This is a genomic window from Lentzea sp. HUAS TT2, from assembly GCF_051853195.1.
Lineage (GTDB): Bacteria > Actinomycetota > Actinomycetes > Mycobacteriales > Pseudonocardiaceae > Lentzea.
In genome coordinates this window covers 7,201,640-7,227,414 of sequence record NZ_CP196667.1, presented here as the reverse complement: position 1 = coordinate 7,227,414, position 25,775 = coordinate 7,201,640, and the positions used below count along the sequence as shown (strand labels likewise).

The following is a 25,775-nucleotide window of genomic DNA, read 5'->3' as shown; positions in this document are numbered from 1 at the left end:
ATGCTTGAGAAAACAGGCAAAGTGCGGGGAATCGTCGCCGCGCTGACATTGCTGGTCACCGCGATCGGCCCGGCCGAGGCCGCCTCGCCGCGGACGACCGCCCCCGTGGGACGCACGCAGTCGTTCTGGCTGCACCTCAACAGCACGCCGGTGGACGACGCCACGATCGCCACCGAGGCGAAACGCCGGGCCCACGTCGTGCTCAACGCGTGGGAGGGCGATCTGCTGCGCAAGCTCAAGGCGGCGAACCCGCAGGTCAAGGTGTACGTCTACAAGGACCTCTCCTCCACCCGCTCCTACGCGTGCAAGCAGGGCAGGGACGACGCCTACCTGCCCACGGGTCTGGGCTACTGCGCCGTCCGGGAAAGCAACCCGGAGTGGTTCCTGCGCGGAACCGACGGGAAGGAACTGCTCTATTCCGGTTACGAAGGCCATTGGCAGATGGACGTCGGAAATCCGGATTACCGCAAGGCGTGGGTGAGCAGCGTTGTGGCGAGCTCCAAATCCAGCGGATTCGACGGGGTGTTCCTCGACAACGCCCTCTACACGTGCGACGCCTATCACTCCGGCGAGTGCCCGCCGAAATATCCGGACAACGCGTCGTTCCAGGCGGCCTACAAAGGAATGCTCGCCGAGATCAGGAGCGCCTTCTCGGCCGCGGGACTGCTCTCGGTCGGCAACCTGACCAACGCGCGGCTGCACGCGGGCGGCTGGGACGCGTACGGCGCCTACCTCGACGGCGGGTTCGACGAGTGGTGGCTGACGTTCTCCAGCGACCGGCTGCTGGAGGACTACCCGGAGGGCTGGCGCCGGCAGGTCGCCGAGATCGCCTTCAACGAGGCGAACGGCAAGATGACCTGGGTGCAGCCGCACTTCGACGTGGGCGACACGAGGGCCTTCCGGTACGCGCTGGCCAGCCTGTACATGACCACCGGCGGGAACGCCGCGATCGCCGAGATCGCGAAGACCGACGGGTACGCGGGCCCGACGCCGTGGCACCCCGAGTACGACTGGTACCTCGGGCATCCCGCCGGCGCCTACCGGGTGGTCTCGGACAAGGTCTTCCGGCGGGACTTCACCTGCGGCATGGCGCTGGTCAACGCGAACCCGACCGGCAGCCCCGCGACCACGGTCTCGCTCAACCGCACCTACCAGGACCACGACGGCAAGCCAGTGACCTCGGTCAGCCTGCCCGGCACCACCGGTGTGCTGCTGCGCGCGAACTGCTGACGTCCGCTCAGGCTCCGGTGATCACGGCCAGCAGGAGGCGGAGCTCGGCCTCGGCGGCCTCAGGGGCGGCGGTCTGGATGAAGACCGACCTGGCCAGGGCGGTGCCGATCAGCACCAGCGTCAGGACCTCGATCTGCGTGCCGTCGATGCCCCTGGCCAGCTCGCCCCGGCGCACGCCCTGGGCGATCAGTGCGCCGAGCTGTTCGCGGACCGCGAGGTACACGTCGTCGTGCAGGATCTGCCGCAGCTCCGGGTCGTGCGCGGCCTGACCCATCAGCGAGAGCAGCGCAGGCCCGGTGGCGGCCTCGAGGATCCGCCGCTTGCGTGCGAGGAGCTCCCGGACGTCGCCTTCGAGGGAGCCGGTGTCGATGCCGCTCAGCTCGGCCTGGGTGATGTGGCGGGCCACGGCCCCGGCGAGCGCCTGCTTGGACGGCCAGCGGCGGTAGAGGGACGCGGTCGAGGCACCCGCGCGCTTGGCGACGGCCGTGGTGGTGAACGAGGCCCACCCCGTCTCGTTCAGGACCTCGATGGCGGCGTTGATCAGGGCCGCGTCCACCCGCGGGTCCTTCGGGCGCCCCTGCGCGGCTGCTCTCGTCGTCACCTCGCCCACTGTACCGGTCGAGAAACGAAAAGAATCTGTTTCGTATTGCGGTAGGGTGGGTGCATGCCCACGACGACAGCTGACATCCCCGCGGCCGTGTCCGGTGCGCGCGAGGTCTTCGACTCCGGCGCCACCCGCCCCGTGGCAGCCCGCGCCGCCGGCCTCAGGGCGTTGCGCGCGATGCTCCTCGAGAACGAGCGGGCGTTCGAGGCCGCCCTGTGGAGCGACCTGCACAAAGGCGCGGGTGAGGCGCAGCTGACCGAGATCGGCGTGGTGCTGGCGGAGATCGGCCACACGCTGCGGCACCTGCGGAAGTGGTCGCGGGCGAAGCGAGGCCCGGTGCCGATGGGGTTGTGGCCGGCGCGGGCCAGGCTGGTGCCCGAACCGCTCGGCGTGGTGCTGGTGATCGCGCCGTGGAACTACCCGATGCAGCTCCTGTTCGACCCGCTGGTCGGCGTGCTCGCGGCGGGCAACACGGCCGTCCTCAAGCCGAGCGAGCTCGCGCCGGAGACGTCCGCGCTGATCGCCCGGCTGGTGCCCGCGTACTTCCCCGACGGCACCGTGCGCGTGGTCGAGGGCGGCGTCGCGGAGACCACCGAGCTGCTGACCCAGCGGTTCGACCACATCGTCTTCACCGGCAGCGGCACGGTCGGCCGGATCGTGATGCGGGCCGCGGCCGAGCACCTGACGCCGGTCACGCTGGAGCTGGGCGGCAAGTCGCCTGCCTGGTTCGACGACGACGCCCACCTGGACCAGGCCGCCCGGCGCCTGGTGTGGGCGAAGTTCACCAACGCGGGCCAGACGTGCGTCGCCCCCGACTACGTGATGACCACGCCAGACCGGATCCCCGCGCTCGTGGACGCGCTGCGCAGGGCGATCGAGGACCTGTGGGGAACGGACCCGCGGGCGAGCGAGGACTACGGCCGCATCGTGAACGAGCGGCAGTTCGACCGGCTCGTGTCCCTGCTGGACGGCACGAACGTGGTGGTCGGCGGCGAGCACGACCGGGCGGAACGCTACCTCGCGCCCACGGTCGTGACGCTGAGCGGCGGCCGGCTCGCCGTCGGCCCGGACGCGGACCACCCGGTGCTGCGGGACGAGATCTTCGGCCCCGTCCTGCCCGTGGTGGCGGTCGACTCGGCCGAGCAGGCGGTCGAAGTCGTCAACAACTGGGACAAGCCACTGGCCCTGTACGTCTTCACGTCCTCGGCCCGCACCCGGCGGCTGTTCGAGCAGCGCACCTCGTCCGGCGCGGTGGTGCACGACGCGGGCCTGATCCACGTCGCCGCGTCGGGGCTGCCGTTCGGCGGCGTCGGGGCCAGCGGGATCGGCGCCTACCACGGGCACCACTCGTGGCGGGCCTTCTCGCACCTCAAGCCGGTGCTGCGCAAGCCGCTCGCGCTCGACACGCTCCGGCTGGCCCAGCCGCCGTACACCGGGTTCGGGGCGCGCCTCGCGCAGCTCATCATGCGTCGCGGGTGACCCCGACGGCGAAACGGCGTTCCTGCCGCTGCCACTCCGCGAGCCGACCAGCCAGGTCGAGCACGGCCGCCGACCTCAGGACGGTTCTGCGCGTGTGCTCGGTCGCGGTGCCAGGTGACGTAGCCCGGTGGGGTAACTGCGACAAGTCCGACTACAACGTCGACACACTGGTCGCCTCGCGGGTGAGCGCCCCGGCCAGCCGGCGGGTCCTGGACTGGGTGGCGGCGTCGAGGTCGTGGTGCGCGGTCAGCACGACCTCGGTCGCACCGGCCTCGACGTAGGCGCGCAGCCCCTCGGCCACGGTGTCCTCGTCGCCGAGCAGCGCGAGGTCCACGGGGTTCTCGGTTCCGTTGAGCGCGAGGACGCGCCGGTAGGACTCGAACTGGGTGTAGAAGGCGAGCCCGCCGGCCATGGTGCTGTGGGCGTCTGCGCTGGTCGTGACGGCCGCGGGCACCAGCGCGACGATGCGGGGAGCAGACCGTCCCGCGGCTTTCGCCGCGGCGGTGATGGCGGGGACGACGTGCTCGGCCAGCGCTCGCGGACCGGCCAGGTACGGAACGGTGCCGTCCGCCAGCTCCCCGGCGATCCGCAGGGCCTTCGGGGCCATGGCCGCGACGAGGAGCGGGGTCGCGGACGCTCCGGGGACGGCGGTCGGCAGCAGCGAGCGGGCGGTGATCAGCTCGCCCTCGTGCGCGACCGGCTCACCGCGGACCAGCGGCCCCAGCACGGTGAGGAACTCGCGCAGGCGGGCCACCGGGCGTTCCCACGGCAGGCCGAACGCCTGCTCGACGATCGGCGGCGCGCCCAGGGCCACTGCGAGGTGAAACCGGCCGCCGAGGGCCGCCTGCGTCGTCTGCGCCTGGCTCGCCACCAGCAGCGGGTGCCGGGCGAACACCGGTACCGCGGACACCCCGACGTCGATGCCGGGCACCCGAGACCCGACGAGCCCGGCCAGGCCGATGGCGTCGTAGTCCAGGCGCTGCCCCATCCACACCGAGGCGGCGCCGTACTCGGCCGCCTCGGCGGCCTCGCGCACCGCGGCCTCGACCAGGTTGTCCCCCGGCGGGCCTCCCAGGGTGACGCCGTACCGCACTTGCGAAGTGATCGACATGTCCCCATGTCACCCGCTGCGGACCCCGCCCGTGGCGGCGATGCCCGTCAACGCGGCTCGTGATGCTTCCGGGGCATCAGCCGGGCCAGGAGCTTGCCCGTGCCGGGGCAGTGCGCCCTCGTGACGTCCAGGAAGGCACCCAGCGGCGGCGACACGTCGGCGCTGCGGAACGACATGGTGAGATCGGGCAGCCGCAGCGGTGGGTCGACCTCCACCATGACGGTCTCGGCCCTGGCCAGCCGCCGCACGCTCGACGGCACCAGCCCGACTCCCATCCCGCAGGCTGCCAGCCCGATGACGGTGTGCACGTCCCGGGCGTGCGTGACGCCGCTCCCGGCCTCCAGCAACGGGGCCAGCACACGCGCAGCGGACGGCTCGTCGGCGGCGGGGGCGGCGATGAGCGGCTGGCCGCGCAGCTGTCCCGGCGTGATCGCCGGCCTGCCCGCGAACGGATGGCCGCGGTGGCACACCGCGATGAGGTGATCGGCCGCGACCGGCACCGCGGTCAGCCGCTCTGCGCCCTCCCCGGACGGCGCGCCACGGCTGATCGCCAGGTCGATGTCGCCCGCCAGCAGTGCCGCACCGCTCTGGGCCGTCGACAGTTCGCGGCACTCCAGCACCACGCCGGGATGCGCCGAGCGGAACCGCGCCAGCAGCGACGGCAGCAGTTCGATCAGCGCCTCGCCCACGAAGCCCAGCCGCAGCGATCCCGCCTGCCCGCGCGCCGCCCGTTGCGCCTCGGTCGCCCCGGCCTCGACCTGCTCCAGCACCCGGCGGGCGTGCACGACGTAGACCGCGCCCGCCGCCGTCGGCACCACGCCGCGCGCCGTCCGTTCGAACAACGTGGTGCCGAGCTCTCGTTCGACCGCTCCCACCTGCCGGGACAGGGAGGGCTGTGTCATGCCGAGCGCCAGGGCCGCGCGCCGGAAGTGGCGGTGCTCGGCCACCGCCACCACGTACCTGAGTTGCCGCAGTTCCACACCCACCAGCCAACCACCTCGATGCCTGGCGGGCATCGGCTCCTACAGGGCGGCGAAGTGGGCCGCGTCGCCGACGATCGTCGTGCCGGCCACGCCCTCGACGCTCACCGGCACGTCACCGGCGATCGTGACCCGGTGCAGGCGGCGGCGCAGGTCGTCGTAGTGCTGCGTCGCCCGGTTGTCCCACACCGCCACGTCGCCGTCGGACCACTGCCAGCGCACGGTGTTCTCCAGCCGCGTCACGCGGTCCTGCAGCAGCTTGAAGATCGCCCGCGACTCCGTGGCGCTCACCCCCACGATCCGCTTCACGAAGTGCCCGAGCAGCAACGCCCGTTCGCCGGTCTCCGGGTGCACGCGCACGATCGGGTGCTCGGTCTCGTAGCGGCGCGACTCGAACTCCTCGCGGTAGGTCTCCTCCTTCACGTCCACTCCCCCGATGCGGGTCGAGTCCGACGTGGCCCGCGTAGTCGTAGAGGTTGGTGTGCACCGCCCACAGCCGGTCCACGAGCGCTTTCAACGCCTCGGGCAGCTCGCTGTACGCGCGCGCCGTGTTCGCCTACACCGTGTTGCCCCCATAGGGAGGGAGCTCGATCGCGCGCAGGATGCTGATCGCCGGCACGCGGTCGACGAACGTGACGTCGGTGTGCCAGCTGTTCGCCTTGCCGTGCTCGGAAAGCTGTGCGGTCATCGCGAACTTCCTTTCGTGGAGGGCAAATCTGTCCTCCACGATGCGGATGCTCGGGTGGCCCCGACGACTTTGCGTGGCGCGAAAACAAGTCTTCTCAACTGCTGGAAGGGATTGACCGCGTGCGCAGCCTGGCGTGCTGGTGCATGTCGTGCCAGCCGTCGGCGTGCCGTGCGGAACCCCGCAGCGTTCCCTCGACCTCGAACCCGAGCCTGGCGGCGACCCGGCACGACGCCAGGTTGGCCGTCGAGTGCTCCAGTGAGAGCCGGTGCAGGGCAACGACTTCGAAGGCCCACTCGGTCATGGCGAGCGCGGCGCGTGCGGCGATACCGGCTCCGCGGGCGTTGGGGAGCACCCAGTACGACAGGGCGGCCGATCCTTCGAACAGCGAGAGGTGACGCAGGCCCACCTGACCGAGCACCTCGTCGTCGCGACTGATCGCCCAGCTGGCGTCCGTCTCGTCACGCCAGCGCGTCGCCCAGCCCTCGATCCAGCCCACGGCTTCCTCGCGCGAGTCCATGCGCCGCACGTGCCACCGTTGGATGTCGGGGCAGTTGAACGCCTTCATCACGGTCTCGGCGTCACTCTCGCGCCACGGCCGCAACACCAGGCGATCGTCGACGTCCAGGCGTGGTTGTTCAAGGGCGCCCAGGGAGCCTGCGGGGCTCGACGGGCCGACGAGAAGAGGCACTCACTTATCGTCCGCGCGGCGTTCGCGGAACGCGATCATGTTCATCCGGTTGCCGCACCGCACGCTGCAGAACCGCTTGAGGCCGTTGCGGGACAGGTCGAGCAGCAGGCCCTCGCAGTCGTCGGCCGCGCAGACCCGCAGGCGGGCCATCTCGTTCATGCGGATCACGTCGATGAGGGCGAGCGCGGCCTCCACGCGGATGCGTTCGGCGAGCGGCGAGCCGGGTTCGGTGGCGTGCATGTGCCAGTCGAGGTCGTCGTGCCGCACGAGATGGGGCAGGGCTTTGGCGTCGCGCAGCATCTTGTTGACGGCCTCGACAGCGTCGTCCCTGCTGAGCGACCACACGCGCCTGAGCAGGGCCCGCGTGCGATGGACCTCCCGCAGTTCCGGCTCGTCGCGGTCGATGCGGCCCGTGTAGTGGTACTGGCCGAGCACCACCATCAGCTGGTCGACCGTGGCCAGTTCGTCGTCACCGCTGCGGGACGCCGACGGGTCGGTGTTGCACAGCGCCACGACGAACGCGAGCGACTCCTCCGTGTCAGGGGCAAAACGCAAATTGACTCCTTACCGAGACCGGCCTAGCGTCAGGGCCGTAAGCCAGGTTAGGCCATTACATCGTTTGGGTCGGGGAGGCGCGACATGGGCATGCCGTCGAAGTCCACGGGGCTGATCGCCGCGGCGGTCTCGTTCATCGCGTTCGGCACCTCCGGCGCGTTCGTCAAGCCGCTGCTCGAGGCCGGCTGGTCCCCCGCCGCCGCCGTCACGGCCCGCGCGCTCACCGCCGGGCTGGTGTTGCTGCCTTTCGTCGCCGTGCAGATGCATGGCCGGTGGGCGTTGTTGCTGCAGGCCCGCTGGCCGGTGCTGGGCATGGGCCTGGTCGGGGTGGCGATCACGCAGGTCCTCTACTTCGCCGCCATCGCGCGGATCCCGGTGGCGACCGCGCTGCTCATCGAGTTCCTCGCGCCGCTGATCCTGGTCGGGTTCACGTGGGCGGTCAGCAGGCGGACGCCCGCGCCCGTCGTCCTGATCGGCTCGGTGCTCGCGGTCGGCGGCCTGGTGCTGGTGATCGGGCCCGGCGCGATCCAGGCCGTGGACCCGATCGGTCTGGCCGCGGCGTTCGGCGCGGCCATCGGGTGCTCCGTGTACTTCGTGATCGCCGCCCGTCCCAACGACGGCCTGCCCCCGGTCGCGCTGGCCGGCGCGGGACTGCTGCTGGCCGCGCCCGTCCTGGCCCTGATCGGAGCCACCGGTCTGCTGCCGTTCACCGCGACGTTCGGGGACGTGCCGTTGTTCGGCACGCCGACGGCCTGGTGGGTGCCGCTGCTCGTCGTGGCGGTCATCGGCACGGCCGTGGCGTACGCGAGCGGTATCACCGCCTCGGGGATCCTCGGCTCGCGGCTGGCGTCGTTCATCGCATTGCTGGAGGTCGTCTCCGCCTCGCTGTTCGCGTGGCTGCTGCTGGGTGAGGGACTGTCGCCGTTGCAGCTGTTCGGCGGCCTGCTGATCCTCGCCGGGATCGCCTCGGTCCGGGCCGAGCGGCAGGCAGAGCCGGTGGCCGTGCCCGTCTAGCGGGTCCGCAGGTGCTCGATGTAGGCGTCAGGGCTCGCGTGCTCACGGTCCTGCGCGCCGCTACGGGTGTGCACGAGCCCGTGGTCGCGGCTCACGCGCAACGTCGTCGTCGCAGCCCGTCCAGCAGCCGGTGCCCCGTCTGCGGCGTCGAGGACGTGGACCTCCGCAGCGAACATCGCCCGTGCCTCGGCTGCTGACGCCGCCGGACTCGACCCGGTGCGGTTGGCGCTGCTCACGTGCAATGGCCCGACACCGGCAAGCACCGGCAGCAGCGGCGACCAGCAGGCACCGAACACCAGCGCGTGGTCGTCGCGGGTGGCTTGGCGTGCCCAGTCCGGCACACGTCCAGGCACCAACGGCAGCAGCAGCGTGAGGCGTTCGCGCACCAGCAGATCGCGGGCGAACTCCCGGGTCGGCCCGTCGAGGTCCAGTGCCTCGGCGAACTCGGCCCAGCGCTCGTCGTCGGCGAGCCAGAGCGCGACCGCCTGGTCCGCCGGGCGCCCCTTGGCGGTGTTGACCACGTCCGGGGCAGTGGCCGCGACGACCGAGGTCAGCGGGAACGGGTTGGGCAGCACGACGGCCTCACCGGCCCGCAGCGCCTCGGCGGCCGCACGCAGCCGACCCACGAACCCGGCGAGGTCTCCGTCGGGAATGACGGCCTCGTTGCGGCGGAACGCCTCCGCCTTCACCCACGCCAGCGCCGCTGCCGTCTCGGCCCGGTCGAGGTCCAGCCCGGCCCGTTCCGCCACCGCGCGCAGCACGCGGGCGCTGGCCAGGTGCGTCAGCACGACGGTCGGCTCGATGCCCAGCACCGCCGGGTCGTAGGGCTGGAACGTCTCCGGCCGCACGAACGGCGTGCCGGTGGAGATCGTGCCGACCCCGGTCCCGACGATCGGCGTGGTCACGGTCAGCGGCAGCCCGATCTCCGCCGACACCTGCCGGGCGATCGCGGGAAGCCGGGTCAGATCAGGGCTGGTGTGCCAGAGATCGGCCTCGCCCAGCAGTTCGTCCGCACGTTGGGACACGAGGAACAGGAGCTGCTCGGTCGCGACCATGCCACTGCGTTCGGCGACACCCAGCCACGAACTCGACACCACCCGCACGCCGGCCCGCACCGCCGCGAGCGTGTTCGCCAGACCCAGCCCCAGGTCGTTGTGCAGGTGCGAGGCCAGCACGACCTCGTCGGCCACCCTCCCGGCCAGCTTCTCGAACAGCTCGGCGCAACACTCGGTCAGCAGGTCACCGGTCGTGTCGGCGATGACGATCACCCCAGCGCCGACCGCGGTCAGCTCGTTGGCCGCTCTCACAAGCTCATCGACGTCCGCACGCGGAGCATCCGCAAAACACACGTCGGCGATGACCCCGTTGGCACGCGCGGCAAGCACCAACGGAGCAGCGTCGTCCAGCGCCTTCACCGCGGGCTGGTGGACCATCGCGTCGGCCATCTCGTCGGACGACGGCACCACGATCATCACCCGCGCGTGCGGAACACCCCGGACGGCCTCACATGCCTGCTGGACGTCCTTGAGGGTGCCCCGGCACACGGCAGCGGGACTGACAAACCCCTCCGCCTCCAACGCCACCCGCCGGGTAGCGGCGAACTCCTCCTGGCACACAGCGGGAAAACCGGCCGCGAACACCACGTGCCGCGGCCCGTCGTCACCGAACAGCAGACCTTGCTCCCGCGCCAGGTGCACGCGAAAGTCCGCACTCATCAGGGTTTTCCCCTGCGCGCCGTCGCGGGCCGACTCCTCCCACAACACGAGCCGACCGCCCAGCGCGGACTCCCTGACCAGATCCCGCAGTTCCACCGTGACGCCCTTTCGACGACCACCGAGTGAACTGGGCAGGTTCGCACCGCGTCAAAGTACGGACGATCACAGTGCACGAAAGAGGGATTCTCGCCTGCGGGCCTTGCGCCAGTCAGGACTGGAACTCGGGCGTGACCCAGTAGTGGCTGTCGTTCCACGTCTGCGTGGGGAACCCGTCGTCGTAGCTGTAGACACCGGCGTGCGCGGGCAACACGAACGGCGCCTGCAGCACCGTCGCTGGGAACGTGTTCTCACTGATCCGGTACAAGCCGCGCCACGAGGTGAACGAGGCGACGTACTCCTCCCCCGGCACCACCGGCACCGGCGTGGCGAACGGCCCGGCGTACGCGCTGTCGACACGCTGGTCGGCCAGCAACGTCCCATCAGCACGCCACAACCGCACCCTGCTGGCCTCGTTGGTGTTCCACGACGTCACGATCCTGGTCACCGAACCAGGCCGATCGACCCGGAACCGCAGCCCGAGCTCCACCGGCCGCCCCTCGGAGTCGTTCACCAGGGGGTTGTACGAGTAGAAGGTGCACAGATAACAGCTCGCCTGCACCGGCGCGGGCACACCGACGTACAACGTCCGCGGTGCGGAGACCTGGCCGTACAGGGTGTCGGTGTTGACCCTGCTGACGATCGTGTAGACGCCGGCCTCCTGCGGCGTGAACACGTACGCCCACAACGCCTGCGAGATCCCGGTCTCGCCACCCAGCGGGATGGTGGCGGTCCGGTAGCCGGCGTTCCAGGTGGTCCCGCCGTCCACCGACACCTCGTAGTCCTGCAGCGCGTCGGGCCGGGTCTCGTAGTAACCGCCACCGGAGATCAGCACGGGTTCGCCGACCTCGACCCGCCCGTTGTTGGACGGCGTGTAGAGGTGCGACTGCGGGAGCGGCGCCGCCGCGTACGCCGTGCCGGAGAACAGCATCACTGCTGCTGCGGCGGACGCCAGCACCTTGCGCCACACGGGTCTCGATGGGAGCGGGATCATGACCTGCCGGGACATGCGTTTCTCCTCGCGATCGCTACCGCACGGGGACGGTTCCCCTGAGGTGGATCGCGCGAAGTGATCGGCTCGCTACACAGTGCGGCGACCAGAGCAGGGGCTGACGCGCAGACGGACCACCGGGTGGCCGTGATGGCGCATTCCGCGTTCGTTGGACTGCATTGCTTGCCGTGTAACGCCTCCCCACCGCTTCACGAAGCCCAGTGAGACTTCGCGGGCTGGTTGGGGAGTACATGGCGCAGGAACCGGAACGGTTGCCACGGGCGGGATTCGTGGTCGCCACGTTGACCGTGCTCGTCGGCGCGGGTGTCGGCCTGGTGACCAACGCGGCGTCGTCGGACCCGCGGTGGCCGTGGTTGCTGGACCACCTGAGGCAGCACGCCTGGACGTGGCTCGGTCTGCTGCTGGTTGTGTCGATGGTGCTCGCCGTGAGCTCGCTGGTCGTCGGACGCCGGCAACGCGCCGCGGTGCGCGCCCAGCAGTTCCAGCAGAACCGGGAGGCGTTGCTCGCCCAGGTCCGCGCGCGGCTGGACGAGCAGCTCGGCGTCGGGAAGCTGCGCCGGGTCATCAACGTGCCGATATCACGGCATGCCCACAACCACGGCGTGGTTCGCGTGGGCGGGCTCCAGGAGGTCGCGAACAGCGCTCGCGCCCATTGCCGCTTGGTCGTCGTCGGCGCCGTCGGCAGTGGCAAGTCCACTTTGTTGTTGCGCATCGCGGACGAGCTGGCCTCTGGGGGTGGGCCGGACGCGCCGATCCCGGTGCCGGTGAACCTCTCCACGTGGAACCCCGCGCAGGAACGACTCGACGACGTGATCCGCAAGGCGATCACCGGCGTGCGACAGGGCGGGCGGCAGCGCCGGCGCGCCTGGTGGCGCCTCCGGCGGCGGACGTTCCAGGTCACCCCGGACGACCTCGTGAGCAGCAGGCTCGTGGTGCCGTTGCTGGACGGGCTCGACGAGATCCCCCAGGACCTGTGGGACGATGCCCGGCGGGAGCTCGGCAGCGCGCTCGGCGCCCGCGACCGCCAGTTCGCCCTCGCGTGCGCCGAGTACGCGTTTCCCACCCTGGTGCCCGACGACGTGACGACCACGGCGGGCACGCAGGTGGTGCGGATCGAACCGGTGTCGCTGACGTCCGCCGAGGACTACCTCGTGAAGTCCAGTGTGGACCCGGCGAGGTGGCGGCCGGTGCTCGACGCGATGCGGGTCGAGAGTCACCCCGTCGCGGTCTCGTTGTCCACGCCCTTGATGCTCTACCTGGCGCGGGTCGTGTTCGAGGACTCGCGACGTGAACCCGCCGAGCTGCTGGCGCCGCGGCTGGGCACGAGGGAGGCCGTCGAAGCAGAGCTGCTGAGGTCTTACGTGCCCGCGGCCTATGCACCGCGCGAGCAGTCGCCGGACCTCGCGACCGAGTCTGCCGTCCGGTTCGAGGCTGGTGACGCCGAGCGCTGGCTCCGGTACCTGGCAGGATTCCTCGACGCCAACCAGTCGACGGTGTTCCGCTGGTGGGATCTGTCCGAGTTCAGCCCTGCACCGAAGCAGTTGGTGTCGCGGTGGAACTGGACCCTATGGGTGATCGTGACGGGGTTCGCGATCCCGGCCTTCCTGGCCGGCTTCGCACTTCTCGGCCTGATGCTGATCTGCCTCGGGTGGGTGCTGGGGAAGGTCCTGCGGTGGATCCCGGATCCGGACCTGGCCTTGCCGGACGAGCTGCAGCCTTTGCACGCCTGGATAACCGAGATCGACGTCTCCAGTCTCGCGCACAGCTTCGTCACGACGCCCGCGGTGCTGTTGTCCGCGGTCGTGCTGGCCGCCGTGGCCGGCCTCGGGACGAGCACCTGGCTGATGATGGAGGCGGGGGAACAGGAGACGTTCGCGGCCGTCGGCGCTCGTGACAGCATCCGAGCGGACGCCCGGATCACCCGCGTCCGCGCGGTGACCGCGTTCGTCCTCGCGTCAGCAATCGTGTTCCTGGTCAAAGACGGCGTCTGGGGCTGGTTCGCGCAGACCGCGGCGCCGTGGATCGACCGCATGTCCCAGCTGCCAGCGACGGTCTCCGCCTGGGCGGAGGGTCAGCAGAACGGGATCTTCTGGTGGGGAACGGGAATCAGCCTCCTGGCGGGCCTCGTCGCGGCCGGCGCTGTGGTGGTGAACAGCGCCTGGTGGCACTTGCGCGTCGGACAGGCGAAACGCGTGACACTGCGCCAACTCCCCGCCGACCTGCTCACGTTCCTCGACGACGCGAACCGGCGCGGTGTGCTGCGCCGCTACGGCCCGGTGTTCGCGTTCCGGCACCGTCGTGTCCAGTGGTACCTCGCCGACCGGGACCGCGCAGGACGCACACCGGAGGAAGTGCTCGACGAGGCGCGTGAACTCGTGGCCGCCAAGAGGTTCAGTCAGGCGGTCGACCAGCTGACCCGGCTGGCGAACTACGACACCCGCGCGTCCGTGGAACTGGCGCTCATCCACGAACGATGGGCGCGGCAACGACGCTGGAACTTCAACGACCGCCAGGACCGCGCCCAGCGCCTGGTGCGGGCCCGGTCTTGGTGGGAACAGGCCGTGGAGGAAGGAGACCAGTCAGCGGCAGTGGGTTTGGCCCAGTTCCTCGCTCGGCGCCTCGACTCCTACCCGGGCACGCTCATCGGCGGCGCGCGCTCGATCTCGACTCACCACAACGCGGTGCGGACGTGGGAAGAACTGGCATCGATGACCACGCCACCGGTACGCGACGAGATCATCGCATTGCTCGATCAGCGCGTCTCGGTGCCTCCGCCCACATTCCTGCACGACGTGATGCGCGACCAGCTGGTGAAGGCCGTCGCCCGCCTCCGCAGCACCAGCCCGCCGCCGGTCGACGAACTGCACTGGTGGACCTCGATCGCGTTGGGAGACGTTGCCGCACAAGCGTTGCAGCACGCTGCACACCGCAGCGGCGTCCTTCGCACCGGAGACCTGCTCGCCGCACTCATCGAGGCGGACCCCAGGGCCGAGGACTGGGCGAGATTCACCCTGCACACCGGCTCTCCGTCACCGGACGACCTGCGCCGCGCGGACGACACCCCCTGCGCCGCGGCAGACCCGCCGTTGCCGCTGGGCGCCGACGGGCTGGTCACGGTGTCCCAGGACGTGATGGCGGCCCTGCGGCTGCTGCCGCTCATGAGCACCCAGTACGGCATGAATCCGATCCCGGCCGGCGCCCTCGCCCTGGCGATCCTGAGCGTGCCCGGCGGCGGAGCGGCCAGGATGTTGCGGGCCTACAGCGGTCTTGACGACCCCGCATTGCGCCAGGCCGTGAAGGATCATCTGCTCGGTGCCCCGGGCCTACCGGAACTCGTCGTGTGAACAGGCATCGCACGACGAGAGGGCGGGTGCCCGGCAGAGCCGGGCACCCGCCCTCTCGTCAGTTGTCGCGCAATGAGTTCGCCACCGCGACCAAGATCTGGATGATCACGATGGTCACCTTCACCACCAAATTCCAGTTCACGCGGCGCTTGCGCTTCTCGTCGTCCTGCTCAGGCATGATCTCTCCTCAACCGTTCCTGTCGTCCTCGTCGCCACCGCGCACGGGCCCGCTCCTTCCGGCAACTCGCGGACCCGTTCACCGGCCCGGCCGGCGTGTGCCGGCACCTGGGGCCTCACCGACGGCTCGGCACGCACAGTTGTTCGCGAGCCCCGGACGACAAGGCACCGGAGCGGTCGTCCGTCGAAGTACGGCGAGGAGAGGAGGCAGCGGATGCTGACGGCGTGGGACGGCTACGCGCGGGTCGACTTCGTGGCGGCGCCCCGGCTGGTGCGGGTGACGCTGCTGACCGCGGAGCCCACCGTGTTCCGAAAGGTGCGCTCCGGCCTCGGGTGCGCGTTCGCCGCCGACGACGCCGGCGGACCGCCCACGTTCGTGGAGGTCGACATCGGCGCTGGACTGGGCGACGACGAGCAGGCGTTGTTCGGCGAACGGCTGACGTCGGCGATCTCCGGCCTCGTCGCCGACCGGGCCGGTTCGCTCCACCTCCGGCTCGCGCTGGACGAGATCGCGCGTCTGGCCGACGCGTGGGCGCCCTATCGATCCGAGGTGCTCGACGTGGAAACCGTCTCCGGCGCGTGGACAGGTGGGCTGTGGACCTGGTTGCGCGACCTGAACGTGCTCGACGCGTGGCAGCGCTCCGCCCCGCTCGTGGCTGCGGTCCGCGGTGACGCTCCGGACGCCTACGAGGGGTGGCCCGAGATTCGGCTGCCCGCGGACCTCGCCCGTGCGGCCGGGGTGCGGGAGGTGCTGCGCTGGCAGGTGCTCGGCGCGCCGGACTCCGTCGTGCTCGTGCTCGTCACCTCACTGCCGGGCACAACACCGCGTCTGCGGGCGAGCCTCGACGACGGCACCGGGACGTGGGTGCCGTTCGAGGAGGAACCAGAGATCGCGAACGGGTTCCTGGCCGAGTTGCCGTTCGATCCCGCGCTCGGCGACCCCGCGCTGCGGTTGCGCACAGGAGGTACGCCCGAATGATCGACGAGGACGCGCTGCGCAAGTCCGCGTGGCTCGTGGTGGAGCACCTCCCGGTCGACACAACGGCCCAGATGGTGTCCAGGTACGGCGGCGCAGAAGAGCTGGTGGACAGCATGGTGAAACGTGGGGTGCAGGCCGGCCGCCGGCTCGCCCGCGCGGGCCGTGAGCCGATGTTGGACGAGTACTCGATCTTCGCCGTGTCCCTGCTGTCGATGAAGCGGGGGTACGAGGGCGTCCAGGAGAACCCCACCAACGTCATCAAGGAGTTCGACCAGCTCAGGTCGTTCGGCGACGTGCCGCTCACCGTCGCAGTGCGGTCCAGGCTCGTGCGGGGTAAGGATCTCGTCCCGTTGCTCGCCGCCACCTCGCGACTCGTGCACGAGACACGCTCGGAGGTGCTGCCGGACGAGCTCACGACGATGGTCGCGGCGGCCGTGGTGACACGGCAGGGCCCGGACGCGGCAGCGGATGTCGTCACCTCCGTGCTGGCCCGAGGCGCCGAACTCGCCGGCCGCAGACCACAGCACGCACACCAGTCCGGTGTGGACGATCGCTACCCGTCAGTGGCCAATGTGGACTTCGCGTGTCAGATCGCCGCGTACCGCGCCGCCCTGGACGAGTTCGACGGCACGCCCGCGACAGACGCGCTCGTCGCCTCCCACACCGCCGAGGTCACGCGCGTGCTCCACGAGGCGATGACAACACCGCGGGGCCGCCGAGAGCCGGATGTACTGCGCGCGTTCGACACGTTCGCCCAGTTCCTCGGCGGTGACGACACCGCCGTGAAGATCTTCAGCCACCTCCAGACCGACCTCTTCTCGGCGAGGGCGCCGCGGTTCCGCGAGGTTCCGGTCGACCACGACGACAGCGCGTTCGTCCGGCTCGACAGCGAGGACGCCGCAGCTCTCACACTCGCCGTCGACGAGGTCGCGCACCGCATCCACGACGAGCTGTGTCTGGGAACCAGTCCCGCCGAGCGCGAAGCGTTGGTGCGGTGGCTCGCCGGCGCTCACCGCGCCGACTCCCAGGACAACCTCCTGTTCCTCCTCGACCGGGTGCGGCGGGTGGATCGCGGCGTGCGGGTGGAACCGCCTTCCGTCACGGTGCCGCGACACCCCGTGCTCGCCCGCGTCGTGCGGTCGCGGGTGACAGACGCCCTGCGGCTGGGCCTCACCGGCGGCACGCTGCTCCAGGCCGTCCTTCCTCCACTGTGGACGAATCGGAACGCGGCCGTGCTGTTCGTCGCGAGCAAGCTGCGCGTGCGGATCGGACGAGGATTCACCCGTCCTGCCAAGCCGAACCTGGTCGCGTCCGTCGTCGTACGGGCTCCAGCGCAGCAGGTGCACCGAGCCGCTGACCAGGATCGTCCAGAAACCTGTTGCTGCGTCACCGAACACGGCCGCCGTGCACCCGAGCCCACGTTGGTCTGCCCGCACCGGCTGTGGTCGGAAGGTGGCCGGGTGGAGGACTACACAACGCTCACCGCGATCACCGGGTACCCCTCGGACGATGCCACGCGCATGCATCTGCGGCGTTATCAGGGTCCGTGGGACCACTGGGTCGCCGATGCGCTGGAGCCCTGATCAGCACTCCAGCTCCGCGAGACGCTTGCGGATGACCTCGATCTCCTGGTGGCGCACCGCGAACTCCGGCCGGCCACGTGTGGCAGTGACGAGCCAGCGCGCCGCGACGTCGGCCCACTCCCGCACCCTGGCGAGCTGGGACGGGGTCACCGGAGCCACCCCGAGTTCGAGGGCCAGCAGCAGAGCCGGCGCCGCGCGCAACGCGAACAGGCCCGCGTACTCGCCCTGTTCCCCGGCGAGGCGGGCGAACTCGTCATCGGCGAGCACCCGGTCGATCCACTCGTAGCCGAGCCGCGCCCACCGCACCGCCTCCGCAGGATCTCCGTGCGTCCGCGCGTGCTCACCGAGCCGTGACGTCGCCGCAGTGGCGATGTACATGCTGCGGCCGAGCGGCCCGAACGCACCCGTCCGCTCGTGCAGCCTGCGTCGTGCGGGGATCACGAAGTCGCGGAACAGCCGCACAGCCTCGAGCAGGTCGTCCTGGTCGGTCTGGCTGCCGAGGAACGCCGCGTAGTTGTGCAGGTGGTGCCCAATCGGGGCGGGATCGCCGAGATCGGCCTGCAGGGTCGCGGCGAACCCCTCCCAGTACCGGCGCACGATCGTGGCCAGCTCGACCGGTGACGGCAGGGCGTCGGCCGCGTCCAGGGCGTTCGTCGTCCGCACGGCGTTCAGCTCCACGCTGACCGCACTCAGCAGGTCGGCGACGGCGCCCCGGTCGAGCACCCCCTGCGCGCACAGCCCGAGGCACGAATCCGTGTCCGCGATCACCCGATCCACGAGCGTGCTGATCGCGTTCATCCTGTTGTGCCGCAACACGATCAGCCTCAGCAGCACGACCCTCGCGCGCAGGGCGGCCATGTCTGGTTCGCCGCCGGTGAGCGCCTCGATCCCGTCGAGCAACGCGAGGAAGTCGTCGAGCGGCACCGAATCGGTCCCCGCTCGCGGACGTATCGTGCGTGCGATACCGAGTGCCGCCACCACCAGCACTCGCCGGGTGAGGGCAGGCAGGACGCGCGCCTCGCGCGGCGAGGGCAGCACGAGGCGTGGCACCTCGGCCCCGTCGCGGCCGTGCACCGCGAACCAGTGGCCCAGCAGGCTTTCCACGAGGCCCGACGACGGCAGCATCGCCTCGGCGACCACCTGGTCCTCGGCGCGGGAGGTTGCCCAGACGTGGCCGACACCCTCCGGTTCGCAGGCGTCCAGCACCAGGCCGACGAGGTGGTCGGCCAGCTCGTCGGCGAGGTCGCGCGCCGCGCCGCGGGAGGCGAGACCGAGGTAGGACACCGTGCGGTCGAGGAACATCAGATCGCGGGGATGGGTAACCGGATCGAGGTGGTCCGGCTCCGGACCGATCTCGCACCGAGCCCTCGCGGTCACCGAGGGGTGCCGGGTGATGTGGGGGCCGCCGAGGAACTCGCGCTGGATCCGCCGTGCCTTCGCCGCCGCCGTCGCCAGAGCGGGCTGCGAGCGGAACACCTCGATCACGGCCGAAGCCCACGCGGCGATCCGCAGTCCGAGCGGCACCGGGCCCCCGCCGGCGGCGCGCACCAACGGCAGCGCCTCCTCGATCGCGGTGGCCACGGGGTCGAGGAGCACGTTCGTTCCAGTCAACACCACGGCGGACTTGGTGTGCGGGCCGTACCGGTTGGTCGTGGCGCTGATGATCTCGTTGGGCAGCGTCGTGCCGGGCGCCGCGAGCACCGCGCGGCCGTCGTAGACCCAGCCGCCGTCCGGGACCGAGTCGCGCAGAGCGCGAGCCTGCTCACGGGTGGGCAGCGGCGCCCCCCTCGCGATCTCCGAGAGGGTGATCCGAGTGAAGTCGCAGAGCCACGTGGTCGAGCCGAACGGGCTGACCGGCGACGGCACGCCGAACAGCGGCGCGAGGTTTCGGGCCAGCCGTGTGGGCACGACTTCCGACCGCTTCGCCGGTTCCAGCGGCACGACCGCGGGCAGCAACGACATCGCCCCTCCCTCCAGCTCACCGGTGCGCATGATCATGCCGGGCCGCACGCCGTTCCGTTTCAGGGATTCCACCGCGCGACGTTTTGGCATATAAAAGTATGCCATGACCGCCAGTGCGCAGCGCGCCGAACTCGCTCTCACTCCCTTGACCGTCTCTCCGGAAATCCTGCTCGCGTTCTGGTACGAGCTGCGCGGCCCCCGTGACCAGCTGCACCGCCGGCACACCGGGCCGTGCGACACCGAGCTGCGCGTCGGCGGTCTCCGGCTGGGCAGGGCGACCTCGATCGCACCGCGAGGCAGCGCGTTCCACCTGAGCGGCCACTGCCCCTGCCGCGACCTGGTGGCTGATGCATACGTCCTGGTCGTCGAGTTCCTCACCACCCACGCGGGCTCCCTGCACAACCCGCCGGGCGCGATCCGCACCCATCTGCGCTACCGGCTCGCCGACCTCGCCAGAAGGGCTCGCGGCGACCGCGGGGCACAGGTGAAACCCGAGACCGTCTCCGCCAACCGATACGGCCGCGCCCTGCCCGACGACTTCCACAGGGAGGTCTTCGTGATGCTCGCCGACGAGGCGGGCTACTCCACCCCCATGCTCGGCAAGGAAGGCCTGCTGGACCGGCTCGCCGCTCGCTGCGGTGCGTCGTTCGCCGGCACGCCGGAGGAGCACCGCGCCCTGCTGCCGTCCGTCCTCTCCCGCATCGAGGAGGCCTGCCGCTCCGGCCCCAGGGTGAACGTCGGCACGGCCACCGAACCCGAGCTCGTCACGTGGTGGGAGGCCTACGTCGACCGCCCGCTCGGCAGGCGCCCGAACCCGGCGGACGTGGCCGTGGAGGACCAGCACACCGGCATCGCCGCTCCCGACCTCGTGACCGATCCCGACGACGAGCTGCTGACCTCGTTGCTGAAGACGGTGCCCGGCCGCTCCGACGAACGCGCCGCACTCACCTCCGCGATCACGCGCCTGCGCGACCACGGCCTGCTTCCCCACACCCGAGCACAGCTGCTGCTCACCGACGGACAGCAACAGGACCTGGTGCTGCGGCAGCTCCGCGATCTCACCCGTCCGGACCTGAAATGCCTGCGGCACAAAGACCGATGAACACACCACCCGACCCGAAACGAGACCGATGACGGACGACGAGCAGGCCATCGAATCGGCCCGGCGCACCGCGCGCCGCCTTTGGCAAACCCTGCAAGAAGATCCGAAGCTCGTCTCGCCCGCCTCGGCAGCCGCCAACGCCCACCTGGCCACCTTCGGGCTCCTCATGAACGCACCGGACTTCCTGGAAGAACTGCGGATGCTCGTGGACCTGCTGCGGTACGGCGTCGAGAACTGCTCGTCCTATGAAGACCAGTTCGGCATGTGGTGGCTGAGCCTCGCCCAAGCCCACGCCGAGATCGCCGAGCGCACCGACTCCCTCGCGGACTGGGAGAAGATGGCACAGTGCGCCCGAGCCGCCGCCGACTCGTCCTACGTGGACGATGAGATGGCCGAGTACTCCGCGTTCGGGCTCATCGGCTTTCATGCCAGGCGACTGCAATGGTACTTCGACGCGGGTCTCGACGAAACCGTGACACAACAACAGGTGTACGAAGCAGTCGTGGCGATGCCGGAAGAGATCGCAGAACTCTCCGCTCGTCTCATGAAGCCGGTCTACCTGCCGGTGGCACAAGCACATCGCGCCGCGGCGCATTGTGCGCGCTGGGCCGCGTCCGAGTCGGAGGACAGTTCCGATCTGCACGACTGCGTGAGACTCTTCGCGGACAATGTCTTCCAGCTGCACCATGACTTCCCTTTCCGCGTCGACTACCTCGCGATGTTCGCCGAGATGTGTCTGGAGCAGCACTGGATCGCCCCGGAACGCGTTCCGTACGAGCACGCGATCGCGGCGGCGGAGGAAGCCAACCTTGCGCCAGAAACTGAGGACGACCCCGGGCTCCACCGGCTCGCCGCCCGCCTCATTGAACTCAGTCAGGACAGGGACGACCCGGCGGTGAACGACCGCATCATCGCCCACTACGTCGCCTGCGCCGAGGAGGAACCGCAGACGTGGGACCTGTACGGCCTGGCCCTGTACCGGCGAGCCGAGCAGAACGACGACGCCGACGCCTACCTCGCCGCAGTGCACTGGTTCGAACGGCACGTCGGTAACCAGGAGACGTTGGACGAGGGATCGTGGTGGTCGATCGCACTGATCTCGGACAGCTATCGACAGGTCTGGCGGCTCCGGCAGCAGCCACGACACGCCGATCTGGCGATCGAGCACGCGACCAAGGCGCTCGCACTGCCGCTACCGGACCTCGAATCGGCCCAGACCGTGCACTGGCACCGGCTGTGTGTACTGCTCGACCACCTTTCCAGCCCTGACGCGGCCAAACGAGTCGCGCCCCTGCCCTACCTGGACTGGCTCTGGGAGGCGGAGGCCGCACTGGACGTGACAGCGACACCCATCACCCCCGAAGCCGCCCTGCTCGCGGGCACCATCGGCGTCTGCTGGTTCAAGGCGATCCCCACGTTCCCCGAGGTGATGGGCGGCACTCCCGCCGACGTACGGCTACTGTACGGGCGATTGGAGTCGATGCTGCTGCTCGCGAAACACATCGACGACACGGACCCCGAGTTGCCGCAACAGCTCGACATGATGATCGAGTTCGTGCGCAACATCCAGCGGATCGCGTTCGGCGACGGCGATGCCGACCTGACCCATCTTCAGAAACTCTTCGCCGCCACGCAGAGCAGGTTCGGGACGGCCAGATATCTCGCCGGCCTCATCGGTTCGATGGTGGGCATGAAAGTCAAGGCTCTCGGCCCCGTCCGTGCAGCCAGGAAGCTGCTGGCGATGACCGAGGACATGGACGAGGACGAACAGCGGGAGGCCAAGGCGTACCTCGCCTTCTTCGACCTGATGGAACTGGTCAACCTCAACGGCAAGGGCGAGGAGTACTTCACCCGCACCGAACGCGCCTGGCGGATCATCGACGCGCTGCCCGACTCACCCAGCACGATCATGATGAAACATTTCACCGAGGGATTCCGCCGCCTCGCGGAGCTGCGCAACGGCCGCACGCCATCGCCTGGCCGCCCGGTGGATCAGTCCATGCTGACCGGACCTATGGTGGCCGCGATCAACATGGGCGCGGACATCGCCCACGCGAAGTTGACCGGCAACGGCGACCGGTTGCGAGAGCTATGCGCCGAACTCGCGAAGCTGATGACACATCCGGGCAGCGTCCTGAAAGACGGAGTCAACCCCGTCCAAGGGATTCTCGGCATCGCGCTCACGGCGCTGTCCGACGTCGAACCTGGCGACCGTCAAGCGGTTCAGGAGGCGATCGACTGCACCACAGACCTCATCGAGGCAGCACCGGTCAAACACACGCACGACGTTCAGACGGCAACCCACGCTCTGGCGCGGCTGCTGCGGCGCCGCAACGACCGTGGTGACCGTACCCGCGCACGGAAGCACGGCCTCGAACTGCTCGCCCACGCCACCTGGACAGTGCTGCAACAGGCTGACGCCGGGCATGCGGTCGAGATGGCGCACAACGCGACCAAGGTCGCGGACGAGCTGGTCTCCTGGTGCCTCACCGATGACGCCGTAGACGATCTCGTGCGCGTGGTGGACGCACGCAGGGGGTTGGTGCTCAAAGCAGCAGGTACCGGCCGTGCCATCACCCGCTTTCTCATCGACACCGGGCATCACGAGCTGGCGCGGAAGTGGGCGGAGGCGGGTGGGCAGGACGCCTCGCTCATTCCCGGCTCCGACGCCGCCGCGGACAGCTGGGGCGGGCTGCGGCGCGAGGTCGTGCGGGTGCTGGACGAGGAGTCGCTCGCCCTCATCACTTCGCCGTCACTTCCGGAGATCAGGGAAGCACTGCGGCAGCACGGTTCCGGCGCGCTGGTGTACCTGCTGCCCGGCAACGCGCGGTACGGCGGCACAGCGGTGGTGGTGCCGGCCGACGCCGAGCCGTACGTGGTTCCGCTGGTCGGGCTTGATGTCGTCGAGGACTCGCCGGTCGCGCGGTACCAGAAAGCTTACGAGGTCTGGCACGAAGCGGAGACGAAGACCGGGCCGGAGTCTCTGCTCTGGCGCGCAGAACTGCGGAAGATCTGTGCGTGGGCCTGGGAGGTCGCAGGCAAAGAACTTCAAGCCATCGCAGACAAGATCGTGCTGGTACCGGTCGGAGCGCTGGGCATGATCCCGTGGCACGCGGCCGGGCACGACGGTCGTCACCTGGTCCAAGACGTCACGATCTCGTACACGCCGTCCGCGCGGATGTTCTGCGATGTGATCGAGCGCGACGAAGTCATGGCCGGTACGCCGGTGCTCGTCGGCAATCCGGCGCGGAACCTGCACGCCGGTGCCATCGAGGCCAACGGACTTCGCGACGCGTTCTACCCCGGCGGACTCTTCCTCGGCAGTCTCACCGCGATGCCACGGGCGTGGAGGCCTGCACAGGACGGGGCAGGCACCGCCGACGACGTGATGCGGCTACTCGCGGAGCCTTTGCCGTTGCTGCATCTTGCCAGTCACGCGGTGGCAGACATGCGGGAACCGTTGCGGTCACAGGTGGACCTCGCCTCCGGGCCGCTGTCCGCGCGCGCGCTGCTCGACATCAGCCCGGTCGACATCCTGCCGCTGGGACTGGTGAACCTCGCCTGCTGCACCACGAACGTGTCCGGCGTCGACTACGACGAGGCGCTCAGCCTCGCGACCACGTTCCTCGCGATCGGTGCGCGGACCGTCGTCGGTTCGCTGTGGTGGGTGCCCTCCGGGCGCGCGACCGCGCACCTGATGTACATGTTCTACCACCACCTCAACGCGGGGTTGTCCGCCGCGGAAGCGTTACGGCGGGCCCAGTTGTGGATGCTCGACCCTGGTCGCGTTCTCCCCGACGCGATGCCGGAGGAGCTCAGGGCGATGATCCCTGCGGACGGGTTCAGCGAGGAGCAGATCGAGTGCTGGGCCGGTTTCACGCCGCTGGGCCGATGAAAACCGTCCTCATCGGACACTCAGGCGGTCGGTCCCGCCGAGGACACCGCGGCGTAGACGACCTGCTGCATCTGCGTCCAGTCGGTGGCATTCGAGGCACCGTAGACGATGTAGTCCAGGCCGGCACGCCGCCAGTAACGCGCGAACGCATGCCGCTGCACACCTTCCGCCGTGTACAAGAACTCCCACTCCACGACCTCGGCGCTGGACGACACCGTGGCCAGCTTGATCCGCTGGTATCCGGTCTTCACCCCGGACTCGTTGGCCGCGACGGCGTCGTAGAGCGGCCTGGCCTCGGAAGCGCTGGCGCCGTAGCGCACGACGTTGCCCGGCGTGGCGGGATCGCCTGCCTGGTGGTTGGTCGGCTGGCTGCCCTCGGCGACCGTCCAGGTCTGCGGGATCGAGACGAAGACACCGTTCGGTCCGGTCACCTTCCGGTAGCCCACCGGGGTGAACGAAGAAGTGGACACCGAAGTGGACGGACGCGTGGTCGTGGATCTCACCGTTGGCTTCGTGGTCGTGGTGGGGTAGTCGAATCCATTCGACGTCACCGGGACTGGCGCCGCGGCGACGTCCGGTTCGGCCGAGGATTGACTCTGGCCGCGTACAAAGCTCACGACGACCACGGCGGCGACGACCACGAACGACACGATCATGGCCGCGACGACCGCCTTGCCCTCCAAAGGTTTCCGCGCGGCCCTTGGCGCCACGGACCCGCTGGTGAACTGCGTCGTTGCGGCCGCGGAGGGCTGCACCGGCGGGTACTCGTACGTCGGTGCGGCCGGCGGGCCGGGCGGCGCCGGTGCACCGGAACCCGGCGCCGGTCCCCACAGCGGAGCTCGGGACAGACCCGCGTTCTCCCTTGTCACACCGGTGTTCTCGGCGTCTTCCATGCCGGTCCGTCCTTCCTTGGGCCACATCCACCAGAAACAATCGCCACCACCTCGCGCGATGTTTCTCGCATGACGAGGAGAGCACGATGACCGACGACCGTCCCGCTGCGGGAGATCTGACGGACCAGCGCGTACCGGGCCGGGCGGCGGTCGGCACCATCACCTGGATCGGCGCCGTCCGTCAGGAACCTCCCATGAGACGAAGCACGACTCTCGCCGCCTGGGGGTGCGCCGCGCTCGCCTTGGCCGAGACGGCGTTCAGCCCGGCGGTGGGCGGGGTGTCGTTGCTGGCCAAGGCGGTTCTGGTCATCACAGTGGTCACGGCAGCGGCGTTCGCTTTGCGGCGCTGGGTGCCGGGACCTGACCTGATCGACGTGCAGCCCTTCACGGTCAAGGACGTCACCGGTGCCGAACATCCGTGTCGTGTCAGGGGTTCGTTGCCCCACGGCCTGCCGTCGGAGGGCACCGGCGTCGAGGTGTACGGCCGGGCCGACGGGTCTGGATCAGTGCTGGTGAGGGAGCTGATCACCGAGGACGGCCGAGCGTGGCGCCCCAGGTTGCCCCTACCGCACCGGATCGCGCGCGGTGTGCAGCTGCTGAACGTCCTTCTGTGGGCAGTGGCCGCACTGGCCGTGGCATGGCTGTTGGTGTTCTCCCGTTGAACGTTG

General features: G+C 70.1%; 20 protein-coding genes. 9 read left to right on the top strand and 11 right to left on the bottom strand.

Annotated features, from left to right (window positions below):
- Positions 1 to 1,230 (top strand): putative glycoside hydrolase, encoded by a 1,230-nt coding sequence (locus ACSHWB_RS34525; protein ID WP_439657483.1) that lies wholly within the window; start codon positions 1 to 3, stop codon positions 1,228 to 1,230.
- A 7-nt stretch (positions 1,231 to 1,237) separates the two neighbouring features.
- Here the strand turns inward: ACSHWB_RS34525 and ACSHWB_RS34520 are convergent, their stop codons facing one another.
- Entirely contained in the window at positions 1,238 to 1,831 is a 594-nt protein-coding gene (locus tag ACSHWB_RS34520; protein ID WP_439657482.1) for a TetR/AcrR family transcriptional regulator, read from the bottom strand.
- A 63-nt stretch (positions 1,832 to 1,894) separates the two neighbouring features.
- Here ACSHWB_RS34520 and ACSHWB_RS34515 point away from each other — a divergent pair, with 63 nt between their 5' ends.
- Positions 1,895 to 3,313, top strand: a complete 1,419-nt coding sequence (locus tag ACSHWB_RS34515) for an aldehyde dehydrogenase family protein (protein ID WP_439657481.1) — start codon at positions 1,895 to 1,897, stop codon at positions 3,311 to 3,313.
- Between the two features lie 151 nt (positions 3,314 to 3,464).
- Here ACSHWB_RS34515 and ACSHWB_RS34510 read toward each other — a convergent pair whose 3' ends face one another.
- The 6 genes from ACSHWB_RS34510 to ACSHWB_RS34485 form a co-directional block, all read right to left on the bottom strand.
- Positions 3,465 to 4,424: a TIGR03564 family F420-dependent LLM class oxidoreductase gene (locus ACSHWB_RS34510; RefSeq protein WP_439657480.1), complete on the bottom strand. Its 960-nt coding sequence runs from the start codon at positions 4,422 to 4,424 to the stop codon at positions 3,465 to 3,467.
- A 47-nt stretch (positions 4,425 to 4,471) separates the two neighbouring features.
- Positions 4,472 to 5,410, bottom strand: a complete 939-nt coding sequence (locus ACSHWB_RS34505) for a LysR family transcriptional regulator (protein ID WP_439657479.1) — start codon at positions 5,408 to 5,410, stop codon at positions 4,472 to 4,474.
- Between the two features lie 36 nt (positions 5,411 to 5,446).
- A complete protein-coding gene (locus tag ACSHWB_RS34500; RefSeq protein ID WP_439657478.1) occupies positions 5,447 to 5,827 on the bottom strand; it encodes a TauD/TfdA dioxygenase family protein in 381 nt (126 codons plus the stop codon).
- A gap of 133 nt (positions 5,828 to 5,960) precedes the next feature.
- Positions 5,961 to 6,092: a TauD/TfdA family dioxygenase gene (locus ACSHWB_RS34495; protein ID WP_439657477.1), complete on the bottom strand. Its 132-nt coding sequence runs from the start codon at positions 6,090 to 6,092 to the stop codon at positions 5,961 to 5,963.
- A gap of 94 nt (positions 6,093 to 6,186) precedes the next feature.
- The gene (locus ACSHWB_RS34490) at positions 6,187 to 6,780 is read right to left on the bottom strand and encodes a GNAT family N-acetyltransferase (protein WP_439657476.1); all 594 of its coding nucleotides are present in this window, start codon (positions 6,778 to 6,780) and stop codon (positions 6,187 to 6,189) included.
- Positions 6,781 to 7,335: a CGNR zinc finger domain-containing protein gene (locus tag ACSHWB_RS34485; RefSeq protein WP_439657475.1), complete on the bottom strand. Its 555-nt coding sequence runs from the start codon at positions 7,333 to 7,335 to the stop codon at positions 6,781 to 6,783. It abuts the gene before it with no gap.
- A gap of 84 nt (positions 7,336 to 7,419) precedes the next feature.
- On the opposite strand from ACSHWB_RS34485, the gene ACSHWB_RS34480 reads away from it, so the two are divergent.
- Positions 7,420 to 8,349, top strand: coding sequence for an EamA family transporter (locus ACSHWB_RS34480; RefSeq protein WP_439657474.1), 930 nt, complete (start codon positions 7,420 to 7,422; stop codon positions 8,347 to 8,349).
- Here the strand turns inward: ACSHWB_RS34480 and ACSHWB_RS34475 are convergent.
- Together ACSHWB_RS34475 and ACSHWB_RS34470 are read right to left on the bottom strand one after the other, a co-directional pair.
- A complete protein-coding gene (locus ACSHWB_RS34475; protein ID WP_439657473.1) occupies positions 8,346 to 10,160 on the bottom strand; it encodes a hypothetical protein in 1,815 nt (604 codons plus the stop codon). The two genes, ACSHWB_RS34480 and ACSHWB_RS34475, sit on opposite strands and share 4 nt — an antisense overlap.
- A 112-nt stretch (positions 10,161 to 10,272) precedes the next feature.
- Positions 10,273 to 11,169: a DUF4082 domain-containing protein gene (locus ACSHWB_RS34470; protein WP_439657472.1), complete on the bottom strand. Its 897-nt coding sequence runs from the start codon at positions 11,167 to 11,169 to the stop codon at positions 10,273 to 10,275.
- Positions 11,170 to 11,402: 233 nt separating this feature from the next.
- Here ACSHWB_RS34470 and ACSHWB_RS34465 point away from each other — a divergent pair, with 233 nt between their 5' ends.
- From ACSHWB_RS34465 to ACSHWB_RS34455, 3 genes are all read left to right on the top strand, one after another.
- Positions 11,403 to 14,516 carry an NACHT domain-containing protein gene (locus ACSHWB_RS34465; protein WP_439657471.1) on the top strand — a complete coding sequence of 1,038 codons (3,114 nt, stop codon included), beginning with the start codon at positions 11,403 to 11,405 and terminating at the stop codon, positions 14,514 to 14,516.
- A gap of 391 nt (positions 14,517 to 14,907) precedes the next feature.
- Positions 14,908 to 15,672, top strand: a complete 765-nt coding sequence (locus ACSHWB_RS34460; protein ID WP_439657470.1) for a hypothetical protein — start codon at positions 14,908 to 14,910, stop codon at positions 15,670 to 15,672.
- The gene (locus ACSHWB_RS34455; RefSeq protein ID WP_439657469.1) at positions 15,669 to 17,255 is read left to right on the top strand and encodes a hypothetical protein; all 1,587 of its coding nucleotides are present in this window, start codon (positions 15,669 to 15,671) and stop codon (positions 17,253 to 17,255) included. The genes ACSHWB_RS34460 and ACSHWB_RS34455 overlap by 4 nt, the downstream gene beginning before the upstream one ends.
- Here the strand turns inward: ACSHWB_RS34455 and ACSHWB_RS34450 are convergent, their stop codons facing one another.
- Positions 17,256 to 19,289: a hypothetical protein gene (locus ACSHWB_RS34450; protein WP_439657468.1), complete on the bottom strand. Its 2,034-nt coding sequence runs from the start codon at positions 19,287 to 19,289 to the stop codon at positions 17,256 to 17,258.
- Positions 19,290 to 19,320: 31 nt separating this feature from the next.
- Between ACSHWB_RS34450 and ACSHWB_RS34445 the strand changes: the two genes are divergently transcribed.
- Together ACSHWB_RS34445 and ACSHWB_RS34440 are read left to right on the top strand one after the other, a co-directional pair.
- The gene (locus tag ACSHWB_RS34445; RefSeq protein ID WP_439657467.1) at positions 19,321 to 20,319 is read left to right on the top strand and encodes a hypothetical protein; all 999 of its coding nucleotides are present in this window, start codon (positions 19,321 to 19,323) and stop codon (positions 20,317 to 20,319) included.
- A gap of 28 nt (positions 20,320 to 20,347) precedes the next feature.
- Complete coding sequence (locus ACSHWB_RS34440) at positions 20,348 to 24,214, top strand: CHAT domain-containing protein (protein WP_439657466.1); 3,867 nt, start codon at positions 20,348 to 20,350, stop codon at positions 24,212 to 24,214.
- Positions 24,215 to 24,234: 20 nt separating this feature from the next.
- Here the strand turns inward: ACSHWB_RS34440 and ACSHWB_RS34435 are convergent, their stop codons facing one another.
- On the bottom strand, positions 24,235 to 25,107 hold the full coding sequence (locus tag ACSHWB_RS34435; RefSeq protein ID WP_439657465.1) for a hypothetical protein: 873 nt from the start codon (positions 25,105 to 25,107) through the stop codon (positions 24,235 to 24,237).
- An 86-nt stretch (positions 25,108 to 25,193) separates the two neighbouring features.
- On the opposite strand from ACSHWB_RS34435, the gene ACSHWB_RS34430 reads away from it, so the two are divergent.
- Positions 25,194 to 25,769 carry a hypothetical protein gene (locus ACSHWB_RS34430; protein ID WP_439657464.1) on the top strand — a complete coding sequence of 192 codons (576 nt, stop codon included), beginning with the start codon at positions 25,194 to 25,196 and terminating at the stop codon, positions 25,767 to 25,769.
- The last annotated feature ends 6 nt before the right edge of the window (positions 25,770 to 25,775 follow it).

Coding starts and splice junctions, on each gene's coding strand:
- ACSHWB_RS34525 (WP_439657483.1), top strand. CDS start 1: ATGCTTGAGAAAACAGGCAAAGTGCGGGGAATCGTCGCCGCGCTGACA.
- ACSHWB_RS34515 (WP_439657481.1), top strand. CDS start 1,895: ATGCCCACGACGACAGCTGACATCCCCGCGGCCGTGTCCGGTGCGCGC.
- ACSHWB_RS34510 (WP_439657480.1), bottom strand. CDS start 4,424: ATGTCGATCACTTCGCAAGTGCGGTACGGCGTCACCCTGGGAGGCCCG.
- ACSHWB_RS34495 (WP_439657477.1), bottom strand. CDS start 6,092: ATGACCGCACAGCTTTCCGAGCACGGCAAGGCGAACAGCTGGCACACC.
- ACSHWB_RS34480 (WP_439657474.1), top strand. CDS start 7,420: ATGGGCATGCCGTCGAAGTCCACGGGGCTGATCGCCGCGGCGGTCTCG.
- ACSHWB_RS34470 (WP_439657472.1), bottom strand. CDS start 11,169: ATGTCCCGGCAGGTCATGATCCCGCTCCCATCGAGACCCGTGTGGCGC.
- ACSHWB_RS34465 (WP_439657471.1), top strand. CDS start 11,403: ATGGCGCAGGAACCGGAACGGTTGCCACGGGCGGGATTCGTGGTCGCC.
- ACSHWB_RS34460 (WP_439657470.1), top strand. CDS start 14,908: ATGCTGACGGCGTGGGACGGCTACGCGCGGGTCGACTTCGTGGCGGCG.
- ACSHWB_RS34455 (WP_439657469.1), top strand. CDS start 15,669: ATGATCGACGAGGACGCGCTGCGCAAGTCCGCGTGGCTCGTGGTGGAG.
- ACSHWB_RS34445 (WP_439657467.1), top strand. CDS start 19,321: ATGACCGCCAGTGCGCAGCGCGCCGAACTCGCTCTCACTCCCTTGACC.
- ACSHWB_RS34440 (WP_439657466.1), top strand. CDS start 20,348: ATGACGGACGACGAGCAGGCCATCGAATCGGCCCGGCGCACCGCGCGC.
- ACSHWB_RS34435 (WP_439657465.1), bottom strand. CDS start 25,107: ATGGAAGACGCCGAGAACACCGGTGTGACAAGGGAGAACGCGGGTCTG.
- ACSHWB_RS34430 (WP_439657464.1), top strand. CDS start 25,194: ATGACCGACGACCGTCCCGCTGCGGGAGATCTGACGGACCAGCGCGTA.